At 73.9% G+C, this 26,484-nt stretch carries 24 protein-coding genes and 1 pseudogene; 15 read left to right on the top strand and 10 right to left on the bottom strand.

What is annotated here, in order from left to right:
* The first annotated feature begins 91 nt into the window (after nucleotides 1-91).
* The 4 genes from OG361_RS39545 (at nucleotide 92) to OG361_RS39530 (ending at nucleotide 3,351) form a co-directional block, all read left to right on the top strand.
* Complete coding sequence (locus OG361_RS39545; RefSeq protein ID WP_384572944.1) at nucleotides 92-961, top strand: AAA family ATPase; 870 nt, start codon at nucleotides 92-94, stop codon at nucleotides 959-961.
* Nucleotides 962-1,131: 170 nt separating this feature from the next.
* Entirely contained in the window at nucleotides 1,132-2,451 is a 1,320-nt protein-coding gene (locus OG361_RS39540; protein WP_405862684.1) for a VWA domain-containing protein, read from the top strand.
* 54 nt (nucleotides 2,452-2,505) lie between these two features.
* Entirely contained in the window at nucleotides 2,506-2,715 is a 210-nt protein-coding gene (locus tag OG361_RS39535) for a DNA-binding protein (protein WP_405861513.1), read from the top strand.
* A gap of 51 nt (nucleotides 2,716-2,766) precedes the next feature.
* The gene (locus OG361_RS39530; RefSeq protein WP_405861511.1) at nucleotides 2,767-3,351 is read left to right on the top strand and encodes a nucleosidase; all 585 of its coding nucleotides are present in this window, start codon (nucleotides 2,767-2,769) and stop codon (nucleotides 3,349-3,351) included.
* A 46-nt stretch (nucleotides 3,352-3,397) separates the two neighbouring features.
* Here OG361_RS39530 and OG361_RS39525 read toward each other — a convergent pair whose 3' ends face one another.
* Nucleotides 3,398-4,669, bottom strand: coding sequence for an alpha/beta hydrolase family protein (locus OG361_RS39525; protein ID WP_405861509.1), 1,272 nt, complete (start codon nucleotides 4,667-4,669; stop codon nucleotides 3,398-3,400).
* Nucleotides 4,670-5,278: 609 nt separating this feature from the next.
* On the opposite strand from OG361_RS39525, the gene OG361_RS39520 reads away from it, so the two are divergent.
* Nucleotides 5,279-6,400, top strand: a complete 1,122-nt coding sequence (locus OG361_RS39520) for an LLM class flavin-dependent oxidoreductase (RefSeq protein WP_405861507.1) — start codon at nucleotides 5,279-5,281, stop codon at nucleotides 6,398-6,400.
* Nucleotides 6,397-7,761, top strand: a complete 1,365-nt coding sequence (locus OG361_RS39515) for an NtaA/DmoA family FMN-dependent monooxygenase (RefSeq protein WP_405861505.1) — start codon at nucleotides 6,397-6,399, stop codon at nucleotides 7,759-7,761. Before OG361_RS39520 ends, OG361_RS39515 begins: the two co-directional genes overlap by 4 nt.
* A 137-nt stretch (nucleotides 7,762-7,898) precedes the next feature.
* Here the strand turns inward: OG361_RS39515 and OG361_RS39510 are convergent, their stop codons facing one another.
* The 4 genes from OG361_RS39510 to OG361_RS39495 all read right to left on the bottom strand — a co-directional run bounded on the left by OG361_RS39510 (nucleotide 7,899) and on the right by OG361_RS39495 (nucleotide 13,442).
* Entirely contained in the window at nucleotides 7,899-9,806 is a 1,908-nt protein-coding gene (locus tag OG361_RS39510) for a CocE/NonD family hydrolase (RefSeq protein WP_405861503.1), read from the bottom strand.
* Nucleotides 9,807-10,067: 261 nt separating this feature from the next.
* A complete protein-coding gene (locus tag OG361_RS39505; protein WP_405861501.1) occupies nucleotides 10,068-11,180 on the bottom strand; it encodes a PP2C family protein-serine/threonine phosphatase in 1,113 nt (370 codons plus the stop codon).
* Between the two features lies 1 nt (nucleotide 11,181).
* Nucleotides 11,182-12,612: an MFS transporter gene (locus OG361_RS39500; RefSeq protein ID WP_405862682.1), complete on the bottom strand. Its 1,431-nt coding sequence runs from the start codon at nucleotides 12,610-12,612 to the stop codon at nucleotides 11,182-11,184.
* A gap of 188 nt (nucleotides 12,613-12,800) precedes the next feature.
* Complete coding sequence (locus tag OG361_RS39495; RefSeq protein WP_405861499.1) at nucleotides 12,801-13,442, bottom strand: TetR/AcrR family transcriptional regulator; 642 nt, start codon at nucleotides 13,440-13,442, stop codon at nucleotides 12,801-12,803.
* A 298-nt stretch (nucleotides 13,443-13,740) separates the two neighbouring features.
* Here OG361_RS39495 and OG361_RS39490 point away from each other — a divergent pair, with 298 nt between their 5' ends.
* From OG361_RS39490 to OG361_RS39470, 5 genes are all read left to right on the top strand, one after another.
* On the top strand, nucleotides 13,741-14,325 hold the full coding sequence (locus tag OG361_RS39490; protein ID WP_405861497.1) for a TMEM165/GDT1 family protein: 585 nt from the start codon (nucleotides 13,741-13,743) through the stop codon (nucleotides 14,323-14,325).
* A gap of 80 nt (nucleotides 14,326-14,405) precedes the next feature.
* Nucleotides 14,406-14,648 carry a hypothetical protein gene (locus OG361_RS39485; protein WP_405861495.1) on the top strand — a complete coding sequence of 81 codons (243 nt, stop codon included), beginning with the start codon at nucleotides 14,406-14,408 and terminating at the stop codon, nucleotides 14,646-14,648.
* Between the two features lie 179 nt (nucleotides 14,649-14,827).
* On the top strand, nucleotides 14,828-15,445 hold the full coding sequence (locus tag OG361_RS39480; RefSeq protein ID WP_405861493.1) for a TetR family transcriptional regulator: 618 nt from the start codon (nucleotides 14,828-14,830) through the stop codon (nucleotides 15,443-15,445).
* Nucleotides 15,429-17,078 (top strand): acyl-CoA dehydrogenase family protein, encoded by a 1,650-nt coding sequence (locus OG361_RS39475; RefSeq protein WP_405861491.1) that lies wholly within the window; start codon nucleotides 15,429-15,431, stop codon nucleotides 17,076-17,078. The genes OG361_RS39480 and OG361_RS39475 overlap by 17 nt, the downstream gene beginning before the upstream one ends.
* A 70-nt stretch (nucleotides 17,079-17,148) precedes the next feature.
* Nucleotides 17,149-17,532, top strand: coding sequence for a VOC family protein (locus OG361_RS39470; RefSeq protein ID WP_405861489.1), 384 nt, complete (start codon nucleotides 17,149-17,151; stop codon nucleotides 17,530-17,532).
* A gap of 117 nt (nucleotides 17,533-17,649) precedes the next feature.
* Here OG361_RS39470 and OG361_RS39465 read toward each other — a convergent pair whose 3' ends face one another.
* Nucleotides 17,650-18,222, bottom strand: coding sequence for a dihydrofolate reductase family protein (locus OG361_RS39465; RefSeq protein WP_405856231.1), 573 nt, complete (start codon nucleotides 18,220-18,222; stop codon nucleotides 17,650-17,652).
* 164 nt (nucleotides 18,223-18,386) lie between these two features.
* On the opposite strand from OG361_RS39465, the gene OG361_RS39460 reads away from it, so the two are divergent.
* The gene (locus tag OG361_RS39460; protein ID WP_405861487.1) at nucleotides 18,387-19,691 is read left to right on the top strand and encodes a M20 family metallopeptidase; all 1,305 of its coding nucleotides are present in this window, start codon (nucleotides 18,387-18,389) and stop codon (nucleotides 19,689-19,691) included.
* 15 nt (nucleotides 19,692-19,706) lie between these two features.
* Here the strand turns inward: OG361_RS39460 and OG361_RS39455 are convergent, their stop codons facing one another.
* Nucleotides 19,707-20,594, bottom strand: a complete 888-nt coding sequence (locus tag OG361_RS39455) for a LysR family transcriptional regulator (protein WP_405861485.1) — start codon at nucleotides 20,592-20,594, stop codon at nucleotides 19,707-19,709.
* Nucleotides 20,595-20,713: 119 nt separating this feature from the next.
* Between OG361_RS39455 and OG361_RS39450 the strand changes: the two genes are divergently transcribed.
* Nucleotides 20,714-22,042: an MFS transporter gene (locus OG361_RS39450; RefSeq protein WP_405861483.1), complete on the top strand. Its 1,329-nt coding sequence runs from the start codon at nucleotides 20,714-20,716 to the stop codon at nucleotides 22,040-22,042.
* A complete protein-coding gene (locus tag OG361_RS39445) occupies nucleotides 22,039-22,359 on the top strand; it encodes a cupin (RefSeq protein WP_384575639.1) in 321 nt (106 codons plus the stop codon). Before OG361_RS39450 ends, OG361_RS39445 begins: the two co-directional genes overlap by 4 nt.
* Nucleotides 22,360-22,489: 130 nt before the next feature.
* Here the strand turns inward: OG361_RS39445 and OG361_RS39440 are convergent.
* Nucleotides 22,490-22,754 (bottom strand): annotated as a pseudogene (locus OG361_RS39440) (tetratricopeptide repeat protein); the annotation flags it as partial.
* 148 nt (nucleotides 22,755-22,902) lie between these two features.
* On the opposite strand from OG361_RS39440, the gene OG361_RS39435 reads away from it, so the two are divergent.
* Complete coding sequence (locus OG361_RS39435; protein ID WP_405861480.1) at nucleotides 22,903-24,513, top strand: PHB depolymerase family esterase; 1,611 nt, start codon at nucleotides 22,903-22,905, stop codon at nucleotides 24,511-24,513.
* Between the two features lie 130 nt (nucleotides 24,514-24,643).
* Here the strand turns inward: OG361_RS39435 and OG361_RS39430 are convergent, their stop codons facing one another.
* Together OG361_RS39430 and OG361_RS39425 are read right to left on the bottom strand one after the other, a co-directional pair.
* Entirely contained in the window at nucleotides 24,644-24,952 is a 309-nt protein-coding gene (locus tag OG361_RS39430) for a CU044_2847 family protein (RefSeq protein ID WP_405861478.1), read from the bottom strand.
* 125 nt (nucleotides 24,953-25,077) lie between these two features.
* Entirely contained in the window at nucleotides 25,078-26,424 is a 1,347-nt protein-coding gene (locus tag OG361_RS39425) for an Ig-like domain-containing protein (protein ID WP_405861476.1), read from the bottom strand.
* Nucleotides 26,425-26,484 lie beyond the last annotated feature (60 nt).

The following is a 26,484-nucleotide window of genomic DNA, read 5'->3' as shown; positions in this document are numbered from 1 at the left end:
GCGCGGGACGGTTGTGCGGCGCTCCCGGATCTGATCGAGTACCACCGAGGCTACTGGCCAGTAAGAGTTTCCGCTCCCCGGGGGGACAGCTATGACGAACGGATTCTTCAGCTCCGTGGACGATGTCGCCGAGCGGCTCGCCACGACCGGCTACCTGGCGTCGCAGGCCGTCGCCACCACCGTCTTCCTCGCCGACCGGCTCGGCAAGCCCCTCCTCGTCGAGGGCCCCGCCGGCGTCGGCAAGACGGAGCTCGCCAAGGCCGTCACCGAGGTGACGGGCGCACGACTCGTCCGGCTCCAGTGCTACGAGGGCGTCGACGAGTCCCGCGCGCTGTACGAGTGGAACCACGCCAAGCAGCTGCTGCGCATCACGGCCGGCCGCGGCGAGTCCTGGGACGAGACGCGGACGGACATCTTCTCCGAGGAGTTCCTGCTCGCCCGGCCGCTGCTCACCGCCATCCGGTCCGAGGAGCCGACCGTCCTCCTGATCGACGAGACCGACAAGGCGGACGTCGAGGTGGAAGGCCTGCTCCTGGAGGTCCTCGGCGACTTCCAGGTGACCGTCCCGGAGCTCGGCACGATCACGGCGGCGCGGCGGCCGTTCGTCGTCCTCACCTCGAACGCGAGCCGCGAACTGTCCGAGGCCCTGCGGCGGCGGTGTCTCTTCCTGCACATCGGCTTCCCCGAGGAGGAGCTGGAGCGCCGGATCGTCACCCTGAAGGTGCCGGGGCTCGACGCAGCCCTCGCCGCGTCCGTCGTACGGGTCGTGGGGGCACTGCGGGCCATGGACCTGCGCAAGGTGCCGTCCGTGTCGGAGACGATCGACTGGGCCCGCACCCTCCTCGCGCTCGGCGCGGACCGGCTGGACGAGCGGGTGGTCCGGGACAGCCTCGGGGTCCTCCTCAAGCACCAGGAGGACATCGTGAAGGCCGCGGCCAAGCTCGACCTGGACACGGTGTGAGCCCGACCGGCACGACCGGGACCGGGACCGGGACCGGGACCGGGACGGCCGGGACGGCCGGGACGGCCGGGACCCCTGATGGGACCGCCGGGACCGCCGCCGGGACGGGAGACGGCACGGCCGACGGGACGGCCGCTTCGGCCGGGACCGCGGAGCGGCTCACCTCTCTCGTGGGGGCGCTGCGCGACCACGGGTTCGGGATCGGGACCGGCGAGACCGTGGACGCCGCCCACGCCCTTGAGGCGGTCGGCTTCACCGACCGGGAGCGGGTGCGGGAGGCGCTGGCGGCGACGCTGCTCCACGGGGAGCGGCAGCGCCCGGTGTTCGACCGGGTCTTCGACCTGTACTTCCCGCTCGATGGCGGCGGGCGGACCGGGCCCGAAGGCGCCGCCACCGACCTCGCGGGGCTCCGGGACCGGCTGGCCGCCGCGCTCGCCGCCGACGACGGGGCCGCTCTGAGCCGGCTGGCCGCCGAGGCGGTGGCCGGCTTCGGCGGCTACGGCTCCGGCTCCGATTCGGACGGCTGGTCCTCGTACCAGACCCTCTCCCGACTGCGCCCCGAGACCCTGCTCGCCCGGGTGCGGGCGGCGGAACGGAGCGAGGAGCCCGAGTTCGCCGACCGGCTCCTCGACGACGAGATCCGGCGGCGGATCGAGGCCTTCCGCGAGCGGGTGCGCACCGAGGCCCGGCGGCGGGTCGCCGAACGGCAGGGCCGGGACCGGGTCGCGCGGCGGGCGGTCGCGGGGACGGCGGACAGGGTGGACTTCCTCCTCGCCGGGCGGGCGCAGCTGGACGAGCTGCGGCGTACGGTACGGCCGCTGGCGCGGAAGCTGGCCACCCGACTGGCGGCCCGGCGGCGGCGGGCGGCACGCGGGGAGATCGACCTGCGGCGGACGCTCCGCCGCTCGCTGTCGACCGGAGGCGTACCGGTCCGTCCGGTGCTGCGGCGGCGCCGCCCGGCGCGTCCGGAGCTCGTGCTGCTGTGCGACGTCTCGGGATCCGTGGCGGGTTTCGCGCAGTTCACGATGTTGCTGGTGCAGGCGCTCCACGACCAGTTCAGCCGGGTCCGGGTGTTCGCGTTCGTCAATCGGGTCGACGAGGTGACAGGACTGATCGCGCGGGGCGCGGCGGACCCGGCGGGGCTCGGCGACCGCATCCTCGCGGAGGCCGAGCTGACCGGGTGGCACGGGCAGAGCGACTACGGGACGGCGCTCGGGGAGTTCGCCGACCGGTACGCGGACGCCGTGGGCCCGCGCACCGTGCTCTTCGTCCTCGGGGACGGCCGGACCAACCGCGCGGACCCCAACCTGGCGGCGCTGAAACGGGTCGCGGGCCGGGCGCGCCGGGTCCACTGGCTCAACCCCGAACAGCCCTCGCTGTGGGGCACCGGCGACTCGGAGGCCCCGGCCTACGCCGAGGTCGTGGACATGCGCCCGTGCCGCAACGCCCGCCAGCTCGGGGCGCTGATCGGCCGCCTGCTGCCGGTCTGACGGCGGCGGGCCGTCCGTCGTGAACGCCGGTCCGGCGCGTGGCACGATCGGCCCATGGCCCTTGGATCAGACCGTCCCGAGACCGACTTCCCGCGGGGCATCGGCGCCCCCGCGACCCGCGCCCTGGTCGCGGCCGGATACACCCGGCTCGCCCAGCTCGCCGACGTACCCGCCGCCGAGCTCGCCGCCCTGCACGGGGTGGGGCCGAAGGCGCTGCGGGTGCTGGGCGAGGCATTGGCGGAGCGGGGGCTCTCCCTGGGGTGAGGGTCCGGCCCGGTTGCACGGCGGGCGGGGCCGCGAACTAGCGTGACCCCCATGGAACTCTTGGGAGAGATCACCGTCGGCCGTCCCCTGCTCGTCCTCGCCGTCAAGGAGGAGGCGCAGTTCCTGGACACGGATCTGCCGGTGCTGCTCACCGGCATGGGCAAGGTGAACGCGGCGACCGCCCTCGCGACGGCGCTCGGCCGGGGCCCGCGGCCGTCCGGGATCGTGAACCTGGGGACGGCCGGGGCGCTGCGCCCCGGTTGGACCGGGACGCACGTCGTCGGCACCGTGCTCCAGCACGACCTCGACGGCGAGCTCCTCGCCACGCTGACCGGTGAGACGTACGGGGCGCCGCTGACGCTGGCGGACGGCGGTGACGTGGTGCTGGCCACCGGGGACTCGTTCATCTCGGACGAGGCCTCCCGCGTCCGGCTCGCGGAGCGGGCGGCGCTCGTCGACATGGAGGGCTACGCGCTGGCCACGGCCGCGGAGCTCGCCGGGCTGCCGCTGCGGATCGTGAAGCACGTCAGCGACGAGGCGGGGGACGGTGCGGCCCGTACCTGGCGCGATTCGGTCGCCGAGTGCGCGCGGGCGCTGGCCGACTGGGCGGAGGAGAACACCCCGTACCACTCCTGATCGCGACGGCCGCCCCGGCGGACTCCGGTGGCCCCCTGCGGGTCGGTCAGCGGTGCTGGAAGTGGACCTCCGGGTTGTCCGGCGTCGGTCCGTCGAGCAGGGGCCGCGGGAGTCCGCGCAGGTGCCTGTCGAAGAAGCCGGCCACGTACGTCCGGGTGACGGCGACCGCCCGGTCGGCGGAGAGCGCCGGCTGGGGCAGCCCGAACCGGCTCTGGATCACGGGGTAGTCGGAGAAGGTGAAGTGCTCCGCGCCGGCCACGGTGATCCACCGCTTCCAGCCGTCGAGCGCGGGCCACGTACGGTCCCAGCTGGCGTCCTGCCCACCGGGCAGGTGCATGCCGTCGTGGGTGCCGAGCATCAGGAACGGGCGGCCGCGCAGACCCTCCGCCGGCAGGTCCTCCCAGAAGGCGCCGTCCATGTTGACCCCGGCGTCGATGCGCGGGTCCGCCGCCATGGCCGTGGCCGCGCTCGCCCCGCCGATCGAGTGGCCCGCCATGCCGACGCGGCGTGCGTCGATGACGCGGGCGTGGCGCCAGGCGGGCCGGGGTCCGGTGAGCCGGTCGAGGACGAAGCGCATGTCGGCGGCGCGGGTCGCGGTCACCACGCTCGCGTGGACGCCGCCCTCGTCGAGCGCCGTGCAGGCGACGCAGGTGAGGGTCCGGCCCCCGGGGACGGAGATGCCGTACGACTCGTAGGCGTGGTCGACGGAGGCGACGACGTAGCCGCGCGAGGCGAGGTCCTCGGCGAGGTGGGTGAGCGTCCAGCGCGAGCCGCCGAATCCGGGCGAGAGCAGGACGAGGGGATACCGGCCGGGTGCGGGGCGGGCGTCGGTCCTGCCGTGGGTGCGCATCCGGGCGAGCGCCTCGCCCGGGACGACGCCGCCGATCCCGAGCGCCTCGGTCAGGAGGCGGGCCTCCTCGCCGGTGGCGTACGGGGCGGGGCGGCCGTCCCCGGAGCGCGCGGCCGGGTAGTGCAGGGTGACCATCAGTTCGCGCCCGGCGGCGGTCGGGACCCAGGGGTCGGTGCGGGACCGGTCGACGAGCGGCAGGACCGTGGTGCCGAGGGAGTACGGCCCGGTGGGCGCGGGCAGCGCGGCTCCCGCGCCGACCGGCGCGGCGGGCGCTGCCGCGACCGGGGCGGCGGCGATCGGAGGAGCGGCGGTGATCGGAGGAGCGGCGGTGATCGGAGGAGCGGCGGTGATCGGAGGAGCGGCGGTGATCGGCGCCGCGAGGGACGGGCTCGCCGTGGCGAGGGCTCCGGGTAAGGCGAGGGCGCAGGCGAGCAGAGCGGCCGCGGCCGCCCGGGTGAGTCGGGTCATGCGGGCACGCTAGAGGGGGCGGATGGGGCGGCGCCTCCTTCTGTGGGCGCATGTTCGGTCAGACCGGCGGCTGACGCAACGCCCGGCCACGGCCCCACCACCCTCGGCTCCACTCCCCACCCCCACCCTCGCTCGGCCTGACTCCCCGCCATCGCTAGGGGCTGACTCCCCGCCCCCGGTCCGCTCCCGCCACCCCCCGGGGCCGCTCCCCGCCGCGCTCCCCGCCCGGGCCAACTCCCCTCCCCCGGTGGGTCGCTGGCGCTCTCACCTGCCGGGACGGCCTTGACAGTGCGGAAGGGCGCCTGCCTAAGGTGAGACGTTCTTTCCCGCATGGACGGGACGGAACGGGACCGGACCAGAGGGGAGGCGCACGTGCACGCATCGATCGCGGCGACGCGCGACCCCGTCCCGGCGGGTGCGCCGCTGGTCTGCCGTCGGCACGTCGACTTCTGCCGTACCTCCTCGGCCATCTGTCCTTCCGTCAGCGCCTGACCCCGCCCCGCGTGGGTCCGCGCGTTCCGTGACATCCCGTCGCACGGCCGCATGCCGGCGCGTCTCCGCGCGCCCGTGCCCCGTCGCGTACTCCTGTCTTCCGGAAGGACTCCTCCCATGCCCCGCCCCGCCCTGCGCCTGGCCGTCGAACTCGACGGCGACGGTGCCCATCCGGCCGCGTGGCGACGTGCCGCGCACGCCCCCGGCGAGCTGCTGACCCCCCGTCGCGTCGCCCGGGTCGCGGCCGCCGCCGAGAACGCCGGGTTCACGCTCGTCACCCTCGACGACTCGATCCTGCCGCCGGACTCCGGCGCCGGCCCGGTGGGCCGGATCGGCGCGGTCGAGCGTGCCGCGTTCGTCGCCGCGTCGACGAGCGTCGTCGGAGTGGCACCGGTGCTCGCCACCACCTACGCGGAACCGTTCCACGTCTCCTCGCAGTTGGCCTCCCTCGACCACGTCTCGGCCGGCCGCGCCGGCTGGGTCGTGGGCGTCGAGGACGACCCGGCGGCCGCGCGGGCCTGGGGCCGCCCGGTCGTCGAGGGCGCCGGGGCGCTCGCCCGCGAGGCACACGACGGGCTGCGTGTCGTCCAGGACCTGTGGGACTCCTGGGAGGACGACGCGGTGATCCGGTCCGTGGCCACGAGCCGCTATCTGGACCGGAAGCGGCTCCACGCCATCGACTTCACCGGCGAGACGTACTCCGTGAAGGGCCCGTCCATCGTGCCGCGCCCCCCGCAGGGCCGTCCCGTGGTCCTCGCCCGTCCGGGTCTCGTCCCGGCAGGTCTCGTCGACGTCGCGCTGGTCGGCGGGGCCACCCCCGCGGAGACGGGTGAGGCGGCCGCGGCCGCCGGTGCGCCGCTGGCCTTCGCCGAGATCGAGGTGGCCCTCGACACCCCGCACGAGACGGCCCTGGAGCGGATCGCCGACCTGGAGCGGTACGCGCCGTGGGAGACCCGCCCGGACCGGCTCCGGTACACGGGATCCGCGGAGGGTCTGGTGGCGCTGCTCGCGGAGCTCGCCGCGCATGTCGACGGGGTGCGTCTGTGGCCGCTCGTCCTCGACGAGGACCTGGCCGTGCTGTCGCGCCTCGTCCTGCCCGAGTTGTTCGTCCGCCGGCTCGCGGCCCGCCCGCTGCCGGGCACCACCCTCCGTACCTCGCTGGGCCTCCCCCGGCCCGCCGGCCGCTTCGCGACCGGCACCGGCACCGCCGCCGCTCTCGTCCGGGAGGAGACCCGATGACCCGCGCCGATCTCACCGACGTCCCCCGCCCGGACGCGCAACTGCACTTCGGGGTCTTCTTCCAGGGCGTCAACCACTGGACGATCTGGTCGGACCCCGCGAGCGGTTCGCAGATCGATCCGACCTCTTTCCTCCGGGTGGCACGGACCGCCGAGCGGGGGCTCTTCGACGCCTTCTTCCTCGGCGACGGGCTGCGGCTGCGCGAGTCGGAGGGGGGCATCCACGAGCTGGACGTGGCGGGCCGGCCGGATTCGATCACCCAGCTGTCGGCGCTCGCCGCCGGCACCGACCGCATCGGTCTCGTCTCCACCTCCAACACCACCTACAACGAGCCGGGCGATCTGGCCCGGCGCCTCGCGGGCCTCGATCTGCTCTCCGGCGGCCGCGCCGGCTGGAACGTGGTGACCACGCACAACGCCTGGACCGGGGAGAACTTCCGGCGCGGCGGCTACCTCGACCACGCCGACCGCTACCGGCGCGCCGAGGAGTTCCTCTCCGTGGCGCGCGCCGTGTGGAACGGCTGGGCGGAGGAGGCGGTGGCCGGGTCCGCCGAGGCCCGGTCGTGGTCCGTGCCCGGGGCGGTGGGGCGCGTCCGGTCGCGGGGAGCGCAGTTCGACGTCGACCTCGCGCCGACCCTGCCGCGCAGCGCGCAGGGCCACCCGGTGATCTTCCAGGCCGGTGACTCCGGGGAGGGCCGGGACTTCGCGGCGCGCAACGCGGACGTGATCTTCTCCGCGCACGGGACGGAGTTCGACGACGCCCTGGCCTTCGCCGAGGACGTCCGGCGACGGCTGCGGGCGGTGGGGCGGCGCGAGGACGCGCTGCGGATCCTGCCGGGTACGGAGATCATCATCGGGGCGACGGAGAAGGAGGCTGAGGAGAAGGAGCGCTGGGTCCGCCTCGAACAGGTCACCCCGGCCGTGGCCCTCGGCATCGCGAGCCGCCTGTGGGGCTTCGACCTGTCCGGTCGGGACGCCGACGGCCCCCTGCCCGCCGAGGATCCGGTGGTCGCCCCGTACGAGGGGACGTTCGGGACGCGCTCGGTGAAGGACCCCGCGGCGGTGGTCGCCGAGTGGCGGGCGAAGGCGGAGGCCAACGGCTGGTCGCTGCGGGAGACCGTCATCGAACTCGGCCCGCAGCGCGGGCACGTGGGCACCCCGGCGGGGCTCGCGGAGAAGTTCGCGCGCTTCGTCCGGCACGGCGCGGTCGACGGCTTCAACGTCTCGCCGTACCTGGTGCCGGACGGGCTCGACGACATCGTGGACCTGCTCGTGCCCGAACTCCAGGAGCGTGGGGTGTACCGGACCGGGTACACGGGGACCACGCTCCGGGAGCATCTGGGGCTCGCGCCGGTGCAGTGACACTCCGGCGCGGTGGCGTGACGCCCCGGCCCCGTGGAGTGACACGCTCCCCCACCGAGTGACACTCCGCTCCGGCGGAGCGAGGGCGCGTACCCGAGCGGTACGCGTCCTCGTCCGTGGCGCCACCTCTCCCTGGCTCAGCCGAGGGGCAGTTCCAGGAACGACGGCTCATCCTCCGGCGAGCCGACGGCGGTCTGCGTCCAGGTGATGGATGCCCCGCCGTACAGCGGGTCCATGCTGTCCACGACCAGCATCAGCCGGTGGCCGGCGGGAACGTCGTACGCGGCCGCCTGGAGCCTCCAGGTCACGGTGGTGTCCTGCTCGGGCGTCAGGCCGTACACGTTGAGCGGTTCGTGGGTGATGATCCGGGCCGTGTCGTCCTCGGCGACGTCCAGGAGATGGGCGACGAGGCCCGCCGAGGTGGCGGTGGAGCGGACCGTGAGGCGCAGTCGCGGGATGCCCCTGACCCGGCGACCGGCCTGCCCGTCCCCCTCGGGGGCGAAGAGCGGTTCGGTGGTCCAGGCCACGGCGTGCCGGCGGTCGATCTTGCGGGTGTCGTAGATCTTGGGGTTGCCACCCCACTCCTCCTGGCCGGTCTTCATGAGCGGCAGGTCCATGGCGGTGGCCTCGGTGTCCACGCCCGCGACGAACGCGCGCCGCCAGCCGGTCTCCTCGGGCGGTGCCTGCTCGCCCGTGCGCGGCACGAGCAGGCCGTCGGCGCCGCCGGCACCGTCGCCGGTGAGGCCGAACACCTCGACGCCGGTGGTGACCTGGCTCCAGTCGGCGCGGTTCTCGCGGACCGCGGCCTCGACGATCCGGTTCTCCCCGGTCGGTTCGCCGGTTCCGGGGTCCAGCACCGGTTCGGTGACGTACGTGAACATCACCTGGTTGCTGACCTGCTCCCACTCCTCCACCCCGTTGGACTCGCCCTTGAGGTGGTGGTCGAGCCAGGCGTACGCCTCCGCCATCGGGAGGTTGACCTTGCGGGGCTCCAAGCCGATGAGTCCCGCGCCCTCGGGGGCGGCGTGGTCACCGATCCAGAGGTTGAGCCGCTTGGGCACGCGCAGGCCCTCGAAGGTCTCCAGGACCTGGTTGACCGCGAAGAGGCTCTCGTGCCAGGTGTTGGAGAAGAAGGTGGGCGTGTCGTTCTCGTTGGTCAGTTCCAGGTACGACTCGGGGGCGCGCAGCCGGCCCCACTTGACGACCTCCTCCAGGTTCCTGTCGGCCTGGAAGTCGGCGAGGATCTGCTGGTTGGCCTCGTCGAACTTGTCCTCGACCGGCCCGCCGGTGAGCCCGATCAGCGCCTTCACGGCCGCGATGTGGCGGGTCTCGTTGTCGTAGAGGCTGGTGGCGAGGTTGCCCCAGGTGCTGAGGGCGACGACGGCGGAGACCCGGCCGTCATGGGCGGCGACGAGCTGGCTGATGCCGGAGCCGTAGGACTCGCCGAGGAATCCGATGGTGCTCGGGGCGAGGTGCTCGACGGCGAAGTCGATGACGGCGGAGCCGTCGGCCCAGTCCTTGGGTCCGGCGACGTCGATGAAACCCTCGGAGGTGGAGGGCAGTCCGGGGATGCCGAGGCCCCGAGGCGTGTAGGCGAGGACGTGGTAGCCCTTGCGGGCCAGGGTGAGATACGACCAGAGGAACAGCGGCCAGCCGACGGGGGTCCAGCCGGCCGGGACGACGACGAGTGGGTGCGGTCCCGGACCGAGCTGCCGGAGGCTGAAGGCGGAGAGCCGGACCCCGTCCGTGGCCTCGATGCGGTGGTAGGCGGGCAGGGCCAGGCCGCGGACCTCCTCGACGTGCGCGGCGAGTTCGGCCGGCAGCAGGGGTTCGGCGCCTGCCGCGGCCGGGGTGCCGCCGCCGAGGAGCGCGGTGGCGAGGGTCTGGCCGAGCCGGACGGCGTCGGGGTTCACCGTTCCGTCGGCGGCCCAGAGGCCACTGCCGGCGATGCGGGCGGTGTCGGCGGCGGTGAGGCCTGCCGTGACGTCCGGGAAGCCGGGAAACTCTTCGGACGAGCCGGTGGTGACGGGGTTGTCCTGGGGCACGTGCACCCGTTCCTCTCGAGTGGACTGCTGACTGTCCGCGATGCGGACGGTCGCAAGCCTCACGTATGTAGGCCAAGAGCGGCCAGAGCGCACGAACGGCGCATGTGTCACGCAACCATGCGGGAACAACACAAGACGCCCCCCGCCCGATGTTTGGGGGCGGGGCAGCTGGTCAGCGGGGATCGGGCGGGTGGTCGGCGAAGCTCGGGTGGGTGGTCCGTGAAGGTCGGGCGGGCGGGTCCGCGAAGCTCGGCCAGAGGGTCAGCGGGACTCCGGTGCACGGGCGACGAGCAGGGCGGCGACATCGTCGTCGAGGCCGTCGGCGCCGTAGGCGGAGAGGTCCCGATGGAGGAGTTCGGGCAGCTCGGCGGCGGGTTCCCGCACCCAGCCGCGCAGGCGCAGCTGCAGCGGGTAGAAGGTGCCCGCCCGGTCGCGGGTCTCGCTGACGCCGTCCGTGTACAGCAGCAGCCGGTCCCCCGGGCCGAAGGGCACCTCCTCGATCCGGTGGTGGTTCTCGGCGAGGCCCGCGAGGTTGACGGGCAGGGACGGGTCGGCGAAGGCGACCGGTGTGACCTCGGATCCGTGCTGGACGAGCGGGGCGGGGTGGCCGCAACTGAGGAGCCGGGCGACGTCCTCGCCGTCGGGCAGCTCCACGAGGACGACGGTGGCGAAGCGTTCGGCCGCGTCGGACTCGGGGTCCCAGCCTCCGTAGCGGGCGAGGCCCTCGTCGAGCTTGTCGGCGAGGGTGGCGAGGTCCGGGGCCTCGTTGACCGTGGCCCGGAACGCGCCGAGCAGGACGGAGGCGGTCTCGACGGCTCCAAGGCCCTTGCCCTGGACGTCCCCGAGCATGATCCGTACGGCTCCGGGGACCTGGACGGCCTCGTAGAAGTCGCCGCCGATCCGGGCCTTGGCGGCGGCGGCGACGTACAGCAGGTGCAGGTCGAACCGGCCGAGGCGGTCGGGGAGCGGGCGCAGGACGACGCGCTGGACGACCTCGGCGACGGCGGTGACCTCGCGCAGGTCCTGTTCGTACCGGGTGCGGACCCGGCTGACCCAGGCCGCTGATGCGGTGACGAGGGCGAGCAGCACCTCACTGGCGAGGAGCTCGGGCACGAGGGTCTCGGAGCGGCCGAGGTGGAGCAGCGCGCGTACGCCCATGGCGAGCAGCCCGATGCCGATCGTCCCGCGCACGCTCCAGGTGACGGCGGCGAGCGCGGGTGCGGCGACGAGGAGACGCTCGAAGCGCTCCTTGTCGGGGGTGAGGACATCGGCGAGGGACGTCACGGCGATGATCAGGAAGGGCAGGGCACGACCGAGGTTGAACTGGTGGCGCTCCGCCCTGCCGGGTGGGCGCCGGTGGCCGGCGTCAGGCATTTCATGATCGTACGCAGAACCGTCGTCCCGACCGGGGTGGCCTCGGCCCTGGGCGTGTCTCCCGGTGGCGCGCCGCACCCGGCAGGGCGAGGGCGGCGGGGAGGGCGAGGGCCGCTATCGCGGCGAGGGCGGGCAGGGCGGCGCCCCGGTCCGGCACGAAGCCGCCTTGCGGTACGAGGGCGAGCAGCAGGGTCGCGGTGGTGACGCCGAGCGCGGGTCCGATGTTCATCGCGGTCTGCTGGAGGCCTCCGGCGACTCCGGCGTGGGCCTCGGGTGCGCGGTGCACGACGACGGAGGTCGCGGTGACCATGAGGGTGACGAAGCCCGCGCCGAGGAGGGCGGAGCAGCCGCCGACGGAGGCGGCGGAGGCCGTCGCGTCGAGCTGGGAGAGCAGCAGGACCCCGAGCGCGAGCAGGACCGCGCCGGCGGTCGCCGTGAGCCGGGGGCCGAGGCGGCGCTGGAGCGGCGGGCAGAGGGGCGCGCCCAGGACCATGAGCGCGGCGAGCGGCAGGAAGCGCAGCGCGCAGTCGAGGGGGTCGAGGCGCTGGACGTCCTGGAGGAAGTACGTGGCGACGAAGAGCGCTCCGAAGAGTGCCGCCGAGGCGGCGAGGAGGACGGCGAGCCCCGCGAGGACGGGCGTGCTCCTCATCAGCTCCGGCGGGAGGAGGGGGTGCGGGGCGCGGCGTTCGTGCCGGACGAGCGCGGCTCCGGCGGCCAGGGCGGCGGCGAGCACGAGGACGGTCGTCCCGGTCCCGCCGGGGCGGGGCGCGTCGACGAGTCCGTGGACGAGCAGGCCGAGGGCGGTGGCCAGGAGGACGGCGCCGAGCGGGTCGAGCGAGGTGATCCCGGAGGCGGGCCGTCGCCGTGCCCCGTCGGTACGCGGTTCCGGCCCGACGAGGGCGAGCAGGCCGATCGCGAGGGTCGGCGGCACTCCGAGGAGGAAGACCGAGCGCCAGCCGTACGAGGAGACGAGCACGCCTCCCACGAGGGGACCCGCCGCGGCGGCGAGGCCGATGGCGGCGGTGCGCACGGCGATCGGGGTGGCGAGCCGCTCGGGCGGGAAGGCGGTGCGCAGCATGCCGAGGGTGGCGGGCTGGAGGAGCGCCCCGCACACGCCCTGGAGCACCCGGAGGGCGATCACGGCGCCGATGCCGGGGGCGAGGGCGATACCGGTGGAGGCGGCGGCGAAGCCGAGGGCGCCGACGGCGAAGACACGGCGGTGCCCGTAGCGGTCGCCGAGGCGCCCCGCGAAGACGAGGAGGCTCGCGACGGTGACGAGGTAGGCGGTGCTGGTCCACTGGACCTGGCCGACGTCGGCGTGGAGGTCGCGCTGGAGGGCGGGTTGGGCGACGGTGAGGACGGTGCCGTCGAGGGCGACGACGGCGGCACCGACGACGCTGCAGGCGAGGGTGGAGGCCCGGCGCGGGGGCACGGGGCCGGACTCGGTCACGGGGCCGGGCGCAGGGACAGGGCCGGGCGAGGGAACGGGGCCGGGGCCGGGCGCGGGCACGAGGCCGGGCGCGGGCACAGGGCTGGTCACGGGGACGGTTGTGTTCGCGGTCCCCGGGCCGGTCTCGGGGACGGGGCCGTCTGCGGGCGGGGCTTGGCGGGCGGTCTCCGTCATGGCGTCGGCTCCCCGGGGCCGAGGTGGGCGTCGAGGGCGGCCGCGAGGAAGGGGGCGGGGTCGGCGCCGCCGGTGGCGAGCCGGAGGCTGCCCCAGTGCCAGAGCTGGGCGATGCCGTGGAGGTTGGCCCAGAGCGCGCCCGCGCGCAGGGCCGCGTCGGCGCCCGATCCGGAGACCGTGACGCGCGCTACGAGGCCGGTGAGGTGGGCGAAGAGGGGCAGGCTCGTCTCGCGCAGTCCCAGTCGGCCGCTTTCGAGCAGGTCGTGCCGGAACATCAGCTCGTACATACCGCGCCGGGCCCCCGCGTAGTCGAGGTAGACGCGGGCGAGGATCGCGATCCGTTCGCGCGGCCCCGCGTCCTCCCGGTCCTCCTCGGCGAGGCGGGCGGCCAGTTCGGCGAAGCCCTGACGGGCGATGGCCGACAGGAGGTCCAGGTGGGTCGGGAAGTAGCGGCGGGGGGCTCCGTGGGAGACGCCGGCGCGGCGGGCGATCTCACGCAGGGACAGCGCCTGGGCGCCTTCGGCGTTCACAAGCTCGACGCCCGCCCGGACGAGCCGTCCACGGAGTCCGTCCTCGCGTTCCTCGCGTGCCTCGGGCCCTTCGTTCTCTGCGCTCTCTTCGCTCTCTCCATGACTCATAGACACTGTCTACCAAGATCGAGTAGACAGTGTCTACCCACGCTCACGCCCCAGTCGGTTACACTGAGGAACAGCGAAGGGGAGTAGCCCTGCGAACCGGTCGTCGACACACTGGAACCCTCGGGTTCCCGGTGACCGGGTCCGCGCACGACGCGGACGGGCGAGACCTTCGGCCAGGCATCAACCGCGTCCGCGATTCCGTGGGCGTGGTCCGTCATGCCGGGCCGAGTGGTCCTCCCGTCGCCCACCGAGGTGCCGTGCGAAGCCCACAGGCCCGGACCGAGCAGAGAGCCCCGGTATGCACCTCGACCCCTTGGCGATCCTCACCGCCTTCGGGCTGATCTTCCTCGCCGAGCTTCCCGACAAGACGATGTTCGCGTCCCTCGCCATGGGCACACGGATGCGTCCCCTGTACGTCTGGATCGGCACCTCGACCGCTTTCCTGGCGCACGTCGCCATCGCCGTGGGAGCCGGCAGCCTGCTCGGGCTGCTCCCCGGCTGGATCGTCAAACTGGTCTCGGCCCTGCTGTTCGGCTTCGGCGCCTTCATGCTGCTGCGCAGCGGGGGCGACGACGGGGACGACGACACGGGCGGCCGGACGGTGACAGGCTTCTGGCCCGTCTTCTCGACCGCCTTCATGGCCGTCTTCATCAGCGAGTGGGGCGACCTCACCCAGATCACCACCGCCAACCTCGCGGCCACCAACGGCACCTGGTCGACGGCGATCGGCTCGCTCGCCGCACTGATGAGCGTCTCCGCCCTCGCCCTGGTCGCGGGCCGGTTCATCGCCAAGCGCGTACCGCTCAGGACCGTGCAGCGCGTCGGCGGCGTCTGCATGGCGGGCCTCGCGATCTGGTCGCTGATCGAGGTCTTCACCGGCTGACGCCCACCCCGGCGCCCGGCGCCCCGGCACACCCGCGCACACCCCCGTCCCCTCCCGGACGGGGGTGTGACCACGAGCAGGTGGAGGAGATCCTGCTGCGCCTCCAGGGCCTCCTCGACGAACTGCCCTCGACCGGCGACGCGGGGCCCGGCTCCGACCCGGACCCCGCCGAGGTGCGGCGGGTGCGCGGCGAGCTGGACGGGCTGATCGCCCTGGTGGAGTCGCACTTCACGTACGAGGAGAAGAAGCTCGTCACGGCCCTCAACGAGCTCGGCACCCCACTCCCTGACGACTTCACGCTCTCCGACCTGACGGGCCGCTGACCGGGCGTCCGCCGGCCGAACGGTTCGCCGACCCCGACGGCCGATGACCGCACCGTTCGCCGACCCGACGGACCGCCGACCGGACCGGTCGCCCGGCCACCCCGGCCTCCCCGCCACCACACGAGGGCGTCGGCGTCCGACCTCTTGATGAAGCAGTGAATCACTGCTTCACTCCTTCCATGCCCTACCGACGCACCCCCGCCGTCCAGGCCCGGCTCGACGCCCAGCGCGCCTCCGTCGTCGACGCGGCGCTCGGGCTCCTCGCCGAGCAGGGATACGCGGGATGCACGATGGCCGCCGTGGCCGCCCGCGCCGGAATCGCGACCGGCAGCGTGTACCGCCACTTCCCCAGCAAGGCCGAGCTTGCCGTCGAGCTCTTCCGGACCGTGGTGAGCCGGGAGGTCACGGCCGTCTCCGAGGCGGCCGGGCACCCCGGGCACCGCTCGGCCGCCGAGCGGGTGGTCGCCGTCATCGAGACCTTCGCCCTGCGTGCCCTGAAGTCGCCGCGGCTCGCCTACGCGCTGCTCGCCGAGCCGGTCGACCCGGCCGTGGACGCCGAGCGGCTCGTCTTCCGGCGCGCCTTCCGGGACGTGTTCGCCGAGCGCGTCGCGGAGGGCGTGCGGAGCGGCGAGCTGCCGCCGCAGGATCCGGCGCTGACGGCCTCGGCGCTCGTCGGCGCCGGCGCCGAGGCACTCGTCGGCCCGCTGGCGGAGGGGTCCGTCGGGCCCGGCACCGTAGCCGCACTCGTCACCTTCACCCTGCGAGCACTGGGAGTTCCCGATGCCGACCACGCATGAGGTCACCAACCAGGCACCGCCCCTGACCGGTTACGACGTCTCCGCCGATCCCGCGCTCCTGGAGGGGCTGCGCAGGGAGGGCGCCGACTGGGCCGAGACCGAGGTGCGCGAGCTCGGCGCGCTGGCCGGCGGGGAGCGGGCCCAGGAGTGGGGGCGGCTCGCCGAGCGCAACTCCCCCGTCCTGCACACCCACGACCGCTACGGAAACCGGGTCGACGAGGTCGAGTTCCACCCGTACTGGCACGAGCTCATGGACGTGGCCGTCCGCAACGGGCTGCACGGCGCGCCCTGGCGGGACGAGCGCCCCGGCGCGCACGTGGCGCGCGCGGCGAAGGTGTTCGTCTGGGGCCAGGCCGACGCGGGCCACCTGTGCCCGATCTCCATGACGTACGCGGCGGTGCCCGCGCTGCGCGCCCAGCCGGAGCTCGCCGAGGTGTACGAGCCGCTGCTCACCTCGTCGTCGTACGACTTCGGTCTGCGGGTACCGACGGAGAAGCGCGGGATCATCGCCGGGATGTCGATGACCGAGAAGCAGGGCGGCTCGGACGTCCGCGCGAACACGACCCGGGCGGTACCGGCGGGCGAGCCCGGCCTCTACGCGCTGACCGGGCACAAGTGGTTCACCTCGGCCCCGATGTCGGACGTCTTCCTCACCCTGGCGCAGGCGCCCGGGGGCCTGTCCTGCTTCCTCGTCCCCCGGGTCCTGCCGGACGGCAGCCGCAACGCGATCCGTCTCCAGCGGCTCAAGGACAAGCTGGGCAATCGCTCGAACGCCTCCTCCGAGATCGAGTACGAGGGCGCCCTCGGCCGGCTGGTCGGCGAGGAGGGGCGCGGGGTGGCCACCATCATCCGGATGGTCAACATGACGCGGCTCGACTGCGCGATCAGCTCGGCGTCCGGGATGCGGCTCGGGCTCGTCCAGGCCGTGCACCACGCCACGCACCGCGAGGCGTTCGGGGCGCGGCTCGTGGAGCAGCCGCTGATGCGGAACGTCCTGGCCGACCTGGCGGTCGAGGCCGAGGCGGCCACGGTCGCGGCGCTGCGGCTGGCCGGGGCGGTGGACCGGGCGGCGCGCGGTGACGCGGAGGAGGAGCAGCTGCGGCGGCTGGGCCTCGCGGTCACCAAGTACTGGGTGTGCAAGCGGGCGCCCGCGCACGCCGCCGAGGCGCTGGAGTGTCTCGGGGGCAACGGCTACGTCGAGGATTCGGGGCTGCCGAGGCTCTACCGGGAGTCCCCGCTGCCCTCCGTCTGGGAGGGTTCGGGGAACGTCGCCGCGCTCGACGTGCTGCGGGCGATGGCCCGTCAGCCGCAGGCGGTGGAGGCGTACTTCGCGGAGGTCGACCGGGGCGCCGGCGCCGACCGGCGGCTCGACGCGGCGGTCGCGGGGCTCCGCAAGGACCTCGCGGGCCTCGGCGACCCGGAGTCCGCCGCGTACGGGGCGCGGCGGCTCGTCGAGCGGCTCGCGCTGGTCCTCCAGGGGTCACTGCTGGTACGGCACGGACACCCGGCGATCGCGGACGCGTTCTGCGCCTCGCGCCTGGACGGTGACCGCGGCCTCGCCTTCGGCACGCTGCCGCCCGGGGTGGACACGGCTTCGATCATCGCGCGCAGCGGGCCCGACGCGGTGGGCTGAGGGGTCGTGTGCGCCAACGACGAGGGCAGCTCGGTGGCGTCCGGAGGGGAAGTCAGGAAGGCTGGGGCGCATGGTTTCGGTATTGCAGAACGTGGCGATCGACTGTGCGGATGCCTACGAGCTGGCGCGGTTCTGGAGCAGTGTGACGGGCCGTCCGATGCATCCGGATGTCAGACCGGGTGACCGGGAGACCGAGGTGCTGCTGGCGGAGGGCCCAGTGCTGTACTTCAACCAGGTGCCCGAGGCCAAGACGATCAAGAATCGGATCCATCTGTGTCTGCGCCCTGAGGCCTCGCGCGATCAGGAGGTGGAACGGCTGCTGGGCCTCGGCGCCACTTTTGTCGCCGATCACCGGAACCCTGACGGCTCAGGCTGGGCAGTCCTTGCCGACCCCGAAGGCAACGAATTCTGCGTTCTGCGCAGTGAGTCCGACCGAGCCACCATGAATTCCTGACGCTGACGCGCCGTCCTGGCCGGCGTCGACCGCCTACCGCCTACCCGAGTCGGTAGGCGGTAGGCGGTAGGCGGTCCTGGTCGTGGGGCACAGCTGCCGGGTCCGGCCGCCGCCGTGTCAGCGGACGACGTCGAAGACCTGCTTCTGCAGGCCGTTGGCGTACGCCTCGTACTCGACGAGCTTCAGCTTCTGGACATCCTTGTCCGTGGCGCTGAAGAGCCGCTTGCCCGCGCCGAGCAGGAGCGGGAAGACGAGCAGGTGGTAGCGGTCGATCAGGCCGGCGTCCGACAGGGCCTGGTTCAGCGTGGCACTGCCGTGGACGATGATCGGGCCGCCCTCGGTCTCCTTCAGCGCGGCGACCTCGTCGAGCGAACGCAGGATCGTCGTCTCGCCCCAGTTCGACACGAGGTCGTCCTCGGTGAGGGTGGTGGAGACGACGTACTTCGGCATCACCTTGTAGTCGGCGAACTCCTCCATGTCGGGCCACACCGGGCTGAACGCCTCGTAGCTGGTCCGGCCCAGCAGGATCGCGGCGGCCTCCTTCTGCTCCCGCCCCTTGATCTCGAAGGCCTCGGGAAGGAACTCGACGTCCTTGAAGGTCCACCCGGAGTTCCGATAGCCGGGCTCACCGCCAGGACCCTCCACGACACCGTCGAGGGAGATGAAAGCGGTGCTGATGAGAGTGCGCATGGAAGATTCCTCGGTGTGTGTCTCGTGTCCGGTTCTCGGCGGGTCCTGCGGGTACGCGTTCGACCGCACACGCGGCTGCCGCGTACCCACATCATCTATGACCGATGATCACGGAGGAACTCATCGGTCGTCGCGCACTTCAGCCGAACGAGAGGGAGTCCCCGTTGAGTACGGAGTCGATCCACGGCGAACTGGACGAGCGGGCCGGGGAGGTGACGGACCGGGTGGTGGCCTGGCGGCGCCATCTGCACCGGCATCCGGAGCTGTCCAACCGGGAGGTGAACACGGCCCGGCTGGCGGCGGACGAGCTGCGCGCGCTGGGTCTCGACGAGGTCCGCACCGGCATCGCCGGACACGGGGTCGTCGGCGTCCTGCGCGGTACGGCACCCGCACCGGAGGGCAGGGTGGTGGCGCTGCGGGCGGACATCGACGCACTGCCGGTCAGGGACCTGTGCGGGACGGACTTCGCCTCCGAGGTCGTGGACGCCGACTATCCGGGCGGCCCGTTCCCGGTCTCGCACGCCTGCGGCCACGACTGCCACACGGCGATGCTGCTCGGCGCGGCGACGGTGCTCGCCAGGGTCCGCGACCGGCTGCCGGGCACCGTGCTGTTCGTGTTCCAGCCCGCCGAGGAGGGGCCGCCGGTGACCGAGGAGGGCGGGGCGCTGGCCATGGTCGAGGCGGGCGCGTTCGCCGATCCGGTGCCGACGATGGCCTTCGGACTGCACGTGACGCCCTACCCGAAGGGGTACGTGGGATACCGGATCGGCAACCAGTACGGCGCGTCCACCCTCGTCCGTGTCGTCGTCACCGGGAAGCAGACGCACGGCTCCACGCCCTGGGAGGGTGTCGATCCGATGCCCGCGGTGGGGGCGGTCCTGACGGGCGTGGGCCAGCTGTACCGGCAGGTCTCGGCCTTCGCCCCGGTCACTGTCTCCATCGGACACGTGGAGGACGTCGGCCGCTTCAACATCATCGGGCAGACGGTGACGCTGTGGGGCACGGTCCGGTGCGCCGTCGAGTCGGACATGACGGAGGTCCAGCAGCGCCTCACGACGCTCGTGGAGCACTCGGCGGCGGCGTACGGGGCGACGGCCGAGGTGGAGTACCTGCAGCCCGTGCCGCCCGTGCACAACAGCCGGCCGTGGGTCGAGTCGGCGCTGCCGACCTTCCGCCGGGTCGTGGGCGCGGAGCGGGTGGTGGAGACCGGCGGGACGCTCGGGTACGACGACGTCTCCGAGTTCGTACGCCGCTTCGGCGGCCTGTACGTGATGCTCGGCGTCCAGGACGCCGCCCTGGACGCGTCGGGCCGACCGGTGCCGGTGCCCGGCGGACGCGGGATCGTCACCAACCACAGCCCGCACTTCTACGCGGACGACGACACTCTCGTCACGGGGGTCCGTCTGCACGCGCACGTGGCGTACGACCATCTGACGGGGGCGCTGGCGCCGCCCGCCGACGCGCCGTAGGGCGTATCCCGTGTGTCAGGGCCGGGGCGTGCCGACCGCCGCGACGAAGGCCCTGAGCAGCGCGGAGTCGCCGGCGGTGGGCCAGACCAGGCCGTACTCGACGGGCGGGGCGTCGCGCAGGGGGACGTAGACGATGCCGGGGCGGGGGTGGTAGCGGGCGCCGAGCGCCGCCCCGGGAGCGACGCCCCGGCCTGCGCTCACATGGGACAGGACCTCCTGCCAGGTCTCGGCGGTCGGACCCCGGCCGACGGCGGCGCCCGACGGGGTGCGGCGGGGGTAGTGGTGATCCCGCCAGTAGCGGGGGTTGGCGCCCTCGGGGGCGATCAGGGGCAGCCCGGCGGGATCCTCCAGGCCGAGGGACGTCCGGCCGGCCAGCGGGTGGGCGGCCGGCAGGAGCAGCACGCGGTCCGAGGCGAGGACGACCGGGCCGGTGGTGAGCTCCGGCTCACGGACGGGGAGGGCGACGAACTGGACGTCGAGCGTCCCGTCCAGGAGGGGGCCAATTCCTCCGCCGAGCGGGACCTCGCGGACGGTGACCTCGCAGCCGGGGTACCGGCCGAGGAGGGTGTCGGCGGCGGCCGTGAGCAGCTCACCGCCCCAGGGCGTGGCGAAACCGGCCCGGAGTCTGCCGTGGACGCCTCGCCCGGCCTCGGTGGCGCGTTCGAGCGCGGCGCGCAGTTGCCGGTACGCGGGCAGGAGGTCCTCGTACAGGCGCAGGCCGACAGGGGTCAGGCGGACGCTGCGGCTGGTACGGGCGAAGAGCGGGGTGCCGACGCGTCGCTCCAGCTTCTTGACGGTCTGGCTGATCCGGCCGGTGGAGACGCCGAGGCGCTCGGCGGTGCGCCCGAAGTGGAGCTCCTCGGCAAGCGTGAGGAACGCCTCCAGTTCGTACCGTTCGAGCATCGGTCCCCCCTTGTGATCGTTGAGTGTGGCTCAACGCCGATTTGATGATCGCATCTTGTTCGACCGGGGTGTCGGCGAGGAGCCTGGAGGCGTCCCCCTCCCCATACGGAAGAGAGTCCGTGGAACCGAGCCCCGCCGCCGTACCGCCCGCCTCCGCTCCCGTCCCCGCGCCCGCGCCCGCGCGCACCGTGAACGTCCCGCTCTTCGCCGTGGCCGGAGCGGTCACCGTCGCCAACATCTACTTCCCGCAGCCGCTGCTCGCCGCCGTCGCACGCGGTCTGGAGGTCTCGGAGCGGACGGCGGGGCTGGTCGCCTCGGCGGCCCAGGTCGGGTACGCGCTCGGCATCCTGCTGCTCGTGCCGCTCGCCGACACGGCAAGGCTGCGCCGGCTCACCTCGGTGCTGCTCGCGCTGACGAGCGTCGCGCTGCTCGTCGCCGCGGCCGCGCCGGACGTGGTCACGCTGGCGCTCGCCACGCTGGCCCTCTCCACGACGACGGTGCTGCCGCAGATCCTCACGCCGGTGGCCGCCGTGCTCGCGGATCCGGGCAGGCGGGGACGGGTCGTGGGGCTCGTCGGCCTCGGCCTCACGCTGGGCTCGACGCTGTCCCGTACGGTCTCGGGGGCCGTCACCGACGCTAGCGGGAGCTGGCGGGCGGCCTACGTGCTGGCCGCGGCGGCGACGGCGGCGCTGCTGTGGGTCCTGCCGAAGCGGTTGCCCGAGCGGATGGGGACGGGTGGCGAGGTGCCGGAGGGCGCACGGCGCCGTTCCTCGCACCTCCGGCTCCTGGCCGGGCTGCCCCGCCTCCTCTCCGCCCACCGGGAGCTCCGGATCTCGGCGGTGCTCGGGGCGTGCGTCTTCGCCGCGTTCAGCGTCTTCTGGGCCGTGCTCGCCTTCCATCTGGCGGCCCCGCCCCTCGAGTACGGACCGGGCGCCGCCGGGCTCTTCGGGGTGCTGACCCTGCCCGCCGCGCTGCTCTCGGCGGCGGCCGGACGTCTCTCCGACCGGTACGGGGCGCGGGCGGTGACCACCGGGGGTCTGGTGGCCGCGGGGCTCGGCCTCTTGGTGGCGGGGCTCGCTCCGTACTCCCCCGTCGCGCTGGTGGCCGGGGCCAATCTGCTGGTCTTGGGGGTCAGCTCGTGCCAGGTGGCGAGCCAGGCACGGATCTTCGCGATCGGCCGGGCGGTGGCGGCCCGGGTGAACACCGTCTTCATGCTGGCGACGTTCGGCGGCGGGGCCCTCGGTTCGCTCACCGGGGCCTGGCTCTACACGGCGTACGGCTGGTCCGCCGCCCTGCTGGCGGCGGGGGCGTTCGTCGCCGTCGCCGGTCTCGTGGTGGCGGTCGTCGCGCGACCGGCGGTCCCGAGTTGCGTCCCGGACGCCACACGGGAGGCTGGGGTTATCCGTCCGCGCACCTCGCAGGAGAGAACCCCGCAGGGAGTGACATGATCCTGGACCTCACCGCGCTCGCCGACGAGCATCTGGCCGCGGCCCGCACCGCGCCGCACGGGCGCAGCGCCCATGTCGTGATGCACGACGGGGTGCTCCGGCAGACCGTCATCGCCCTGACATCGGGCACGTCCCTGGACGAGCACAACGCGCCACCGGCCGCCAGCCTCCAGGTGCTGCGGGGGCGGGTGAAGCTGACGGCGGCCGGGTGGGCGGAGGAGCTCTCCGCGGGGGCACTGCGGATGATCCCCAAGGAACGGCACGGGCTGACCGCTCTGGAGGACGTGGCGGTCCTCCTCACCGCCGTGAACGACTGACGCACCCCCCTGGGGTACGCGGGCGGCGACTGACGCACGCCCCTGGGTGGCACACGCCCCTCCGGTGCGCGGTGACTGACGTACGCCCCTCAGGTGCGCGACGGCGGCCGGGGGTCACACGGCCGGGTGGTCACTCGGTCGCGTCGAGGTCCTCGGCGTAGTGCTCGATGGCCCGCCGGTACTCGCGCACGGACGGGTCCCTCGCTGTTCGCGGCCGGCAGTCGCAGCAGGAGCCGGACCGAGTCGTGGTGGTGGCCCGTGTTGTGGAGGGCCATCGCGAGGAAGGCGCGGAGCGACCCGTCCTCGGGGAACTCCTCGACGGCCCCGGTCAGGAGGGTGACCGCCTCGTCGTACCGGCCGAGGATCCGGTAGGTGCTGCCGAGGCCGAGGAGAGCGCACGGGGTCGTCGCTTCGGCGGCCAGGTGACGGGCCGCCATACCGGGCGGGACGGTTTGTGGCGTCCTCGCCCATGGATGGCGCCTCCCGCCCGGCCGTAGCCTCCCGGCCGACCCTCCGTCAGGACCGAGCCGCCCGGGAGACCCCATGCGTTCACCCCGTCCCGCCCGCCCCCGCGGGCCGCGCCGTCTCGCGGCGTTGTTGCTGTGCGCCGCCGCGACCGTGTTCCCGACCGCCGTCCCCGCCGGGGCCGCCGCTCCCCCGCCCGTGCCAGGCACGCTCCAGTCGTACGACATCGGTTCCGTGTACAGCGCCGGCGTGTCGTCGGGCGGGTACATGGCGACCCAGTTGCACGTGGCGTACTCCGGTACGTTCGAGGGGTCGGCGGCCTTCGCGTCGGGGCCGTACGACTGCGCGCGAGGCTCGCTGCCCACGGCGCTCAACGCCTGTATGGACACGACGCAGAGCCTTCAGCTCGGTGCTCTGGAGCAGGCCACCCGCGACCGGTCCGCGCAGGGGCTCGTCGACCCGGTGGCGAATCTCGCCGGCGACCCGGTGTACGTCTTCAGCGGCTCCGGCGACACGACCGTGAAACGACCGGTGGCGGACGCGCTCGCCGACTACTACGGCCGCTTCGGGGCCCGGGTCCGCTACGACCGGTCCACGGCGGCGGGGCATGCCTGGATCACCCCGCTCGGCCCCAACTCCTGCACGGTGACGCAGAGTCCCTACCTGAACAACTGCGGGATCGACGCCGAGGGGTCACTGCTCGGGCACCTCTTCGGGTCGGTCGCCGCGCCCGGGTCCGGGACGGGCGGCTCGCTGATCCGCTTCGACCAGGACGTGTACGCGCCGGGCGGTTCGGCGGCGGCGCTCTCGATGGGCAAGGACGGATTCGCGTACGTGCCGGCGTCCTGCGCGGGCGGAGCGCGGTGCAAGCTCCTCGTGGCACTGCACGGCTGTAAGCAGGGGTACGCGTACCAGGTCTTCGGGACCCGGTTCGTCGAGGGCGCGTATCTGAACGAGTACGCCGACACCAACGACATGATCGTGCTGTACCCGCAGGCGGCGCCGACGGCGACCCTGGAGAACCCCAACGGCTGCTGGAACTGGTGGGGCTACCTCGGTGACACGGCCTACGCGCGGCACGGCGGGAAGCAGATCGAGGCGGTCATGGGCATGGTCCGGGCGCTCCGGGGCGGTTCGACGCCGCCGCCCGCGCCGGGGCGGACGGTGCTGGCCAGCACGGACTCGGAGGACGGGTACGTGAAGGCGGCGGCGGACGGGTCCGGTGCGACGGTGGGCACGCTGGAGGACCTGTACGGTCTCGCGCTCGGCCGGGGCACGGACGGCAGGGTGAACCGTTCGGTGGTCTCCTTCGACACCTCGCGGATTCCGGCGGGGAAGGAGGTCACCCGGGCCTGGCTGACCGTCACGCGGTCGAGCGGCGCGGGTGATCCGTGGGCGTCCCCGGCCGGCAACCGACTGGTGGTGGACGTGCGCACGGGCTGCTTCGGCGCTTGCGCGGTCGAGCCCTCCGACTGGTCGGCCGGGCCCTCGGTGGCGGGCGGGGCGGAGATCGCCGCGTTCACCTCGGGGAGCGCGGTGTCTTCGGACCTGTCGGCGGCGGCGCTCGCGGCGCTGGACCGGGGCGGGGTCACACAGCTCCGCCTCGGGTTCGCGTCGGCGCCGACCGGGAACGCGTACCTCTTCGTGAACCGGGACACGCCGGTGACCCTCACGGTCGAGTACAGGTAGAGCCTTTGCGGCCGGGCGCGGAGCACGCGGTGGGCGGATGTGAGGGTGCGAGTGCGCTGCTGACGTGCACGAATGCACCTTTTACTCCGTCTCGATCTGCGTGCTCTCGCCCGCAGGGCGGCAGCGCGCCTCAGTGGGCGGACTTCGTCCATTCGAGGGTCACGCGCAGGCTGGCGTTGGCGCTGCCCTGGACGACGAGGGCGGTGAGCCTGCCCGCGTCCAGACCGAGCTGGCAGCCGAACTCGACGGTCGCCCGGTCCGGGGCCGCCCGGTCGAGCGCATCGCCGATCTGCCCGGCGAAGGAGGCGAGCGCTCCGGTGACCGCCGAGAGGTCCGGCAGCCGGTCGCCGAAGCCTTCGAGTTCGGTGTCGGGCCCGAGCCGCCGCGCCTCCACGAAGAGGGTCGCGTCCCCGACCTCGACCTTGGTGACGTCCGGCATCGAAGCTCCCTGGGGCGGCGGAACGGGGCAGGTGGGAAGGCTGGGCGGGCAGGACGTCAGTATCACCGAGGGGTACGGGCCCGGGGCGCCCCGCGGGTGCTCGGCGTGGCGCGACGCGGGACCGCTCAGAGCGCGGGGCGCAGCGAGTTCGCGGGGGCGGCGGAGCCGGCGGCGGCCGTCCCGGTGAGGGCGCTGCCGCGCCGCCATTCCGCCCAGCTGAGGTTCCAGTCCCCGAAGCCGTTGCCGAAGGGGGTCATCGGCTGCCCGTAACCGTTGACCACCCGCACCAGATCGCCCTCGCGCACGGCGCGGAAGAACCAGGCGGCGTCCTCGGTGCTCATCCCGATACAGCCGTGGCTGACGTTCTCCCTGCCCTGGACGTCGACCGACCAGGGCGCGGCGTGCAGGTACTCACCGCTCCAGGTCACCCGGGTGGCCCAACGGACCTCGAGGTCGTAGGAGTCGCTGCTGCCTCGCGCGATCCCGATCGAGTCGCCCCGCATGCGGACGACGGGCTCCTTGGCGAGGACCACCTTGGTGCCGCCCCGGGTGCGGTACCCGGCCTTCCCCGTGGTGACCGGGATCGTGCGGACCGCAGTGCCGTCGCGGAAGACGGTCATCCTCAGGGTGGAGATGTCGGTGACGGCCTCGACGCGGTCGCCGGTGGTGAAGGTGAGGGGCCGCGAGGGGCCGCCGTGGAGCCCGCCCGCGACGTGCAGGCCCTCGAGTCCGCTGCGTACGCGGACGGTCGTGCGGGCGGGCCAGTAGTCACGGGGCCGGTAGTGGAGGGTGGTGGAGTCGACCCAGTGCCAGGCGCCTACGACGCGCCGTTCGGCACGGACCTGGAGGGCGCGCTCGACGACGCTACGGGAGGCGGGGGCGTCCGCCGGCACGGGGTGGCTGAGTTCGGCGGTGATCGGCTGACCCACGCCGTAGGTGGCGCCGTCCTTCGGCCCGAAGGTGACGGTGAGCCGCTCACCGGCGGGTGCGGCGGGGGTACGGAACTCCAGGCGGGCGAGGCGGCGGTGCGGTCCGGAGGCGCCGCCGCGCCGTTCGACGACGAGGCGGGCGGTGTAGCGGCGTCCGGCGGGCAGGGCGGCGACGCTGGTCCAGCGGGTGCCGTCCGCGCTCGGCGTTCCGGCGACCCGGCGGCCCCGCCCGTCGGTCACGGCGACGTCGGCGAGCAGACCGGGAGTGCGCAGAGCGAGCTCGACGGGGCCGGTGGCCCGCGCGTCGAGCGTGAGGGGGTGCCCGGTGAGGGTGTGTCCGCCGCTCAGGGTGATCGTATGGCGGGGCGCGGAGCAGAGGCCGCTCGTGGAGCAGCTGTCCACCGAGACGATCGCGGTGGACTCCGGCGCCCCGACCGGAAGCGGGTCAGAGCTCCCGGGCGGCTGGGCAGCCGTGCCGACGAGGACGGTTCCGACCGCCAGGGACAACGCTCCCCACCCTCGTACGTATCTGCGTGACGACACGTCGGACACCCTCCCCATCCTCGCGGCGGCGTCGGCGGGCGTCGCCGACCGCAGCATCAA

The sequence above is a fragment of the Streptomyces sp. NBC_00090 genome (assembly GCF_045160815.1).
Classification (GTDB): Bacteria; Actinomycetota; Actinomycetes; order Streptomycetales; family Streptomycetaceae; genus Streptomyces.
This window is presented reverse-complemented; position numbering and strand designations above follow the sequence as displayed.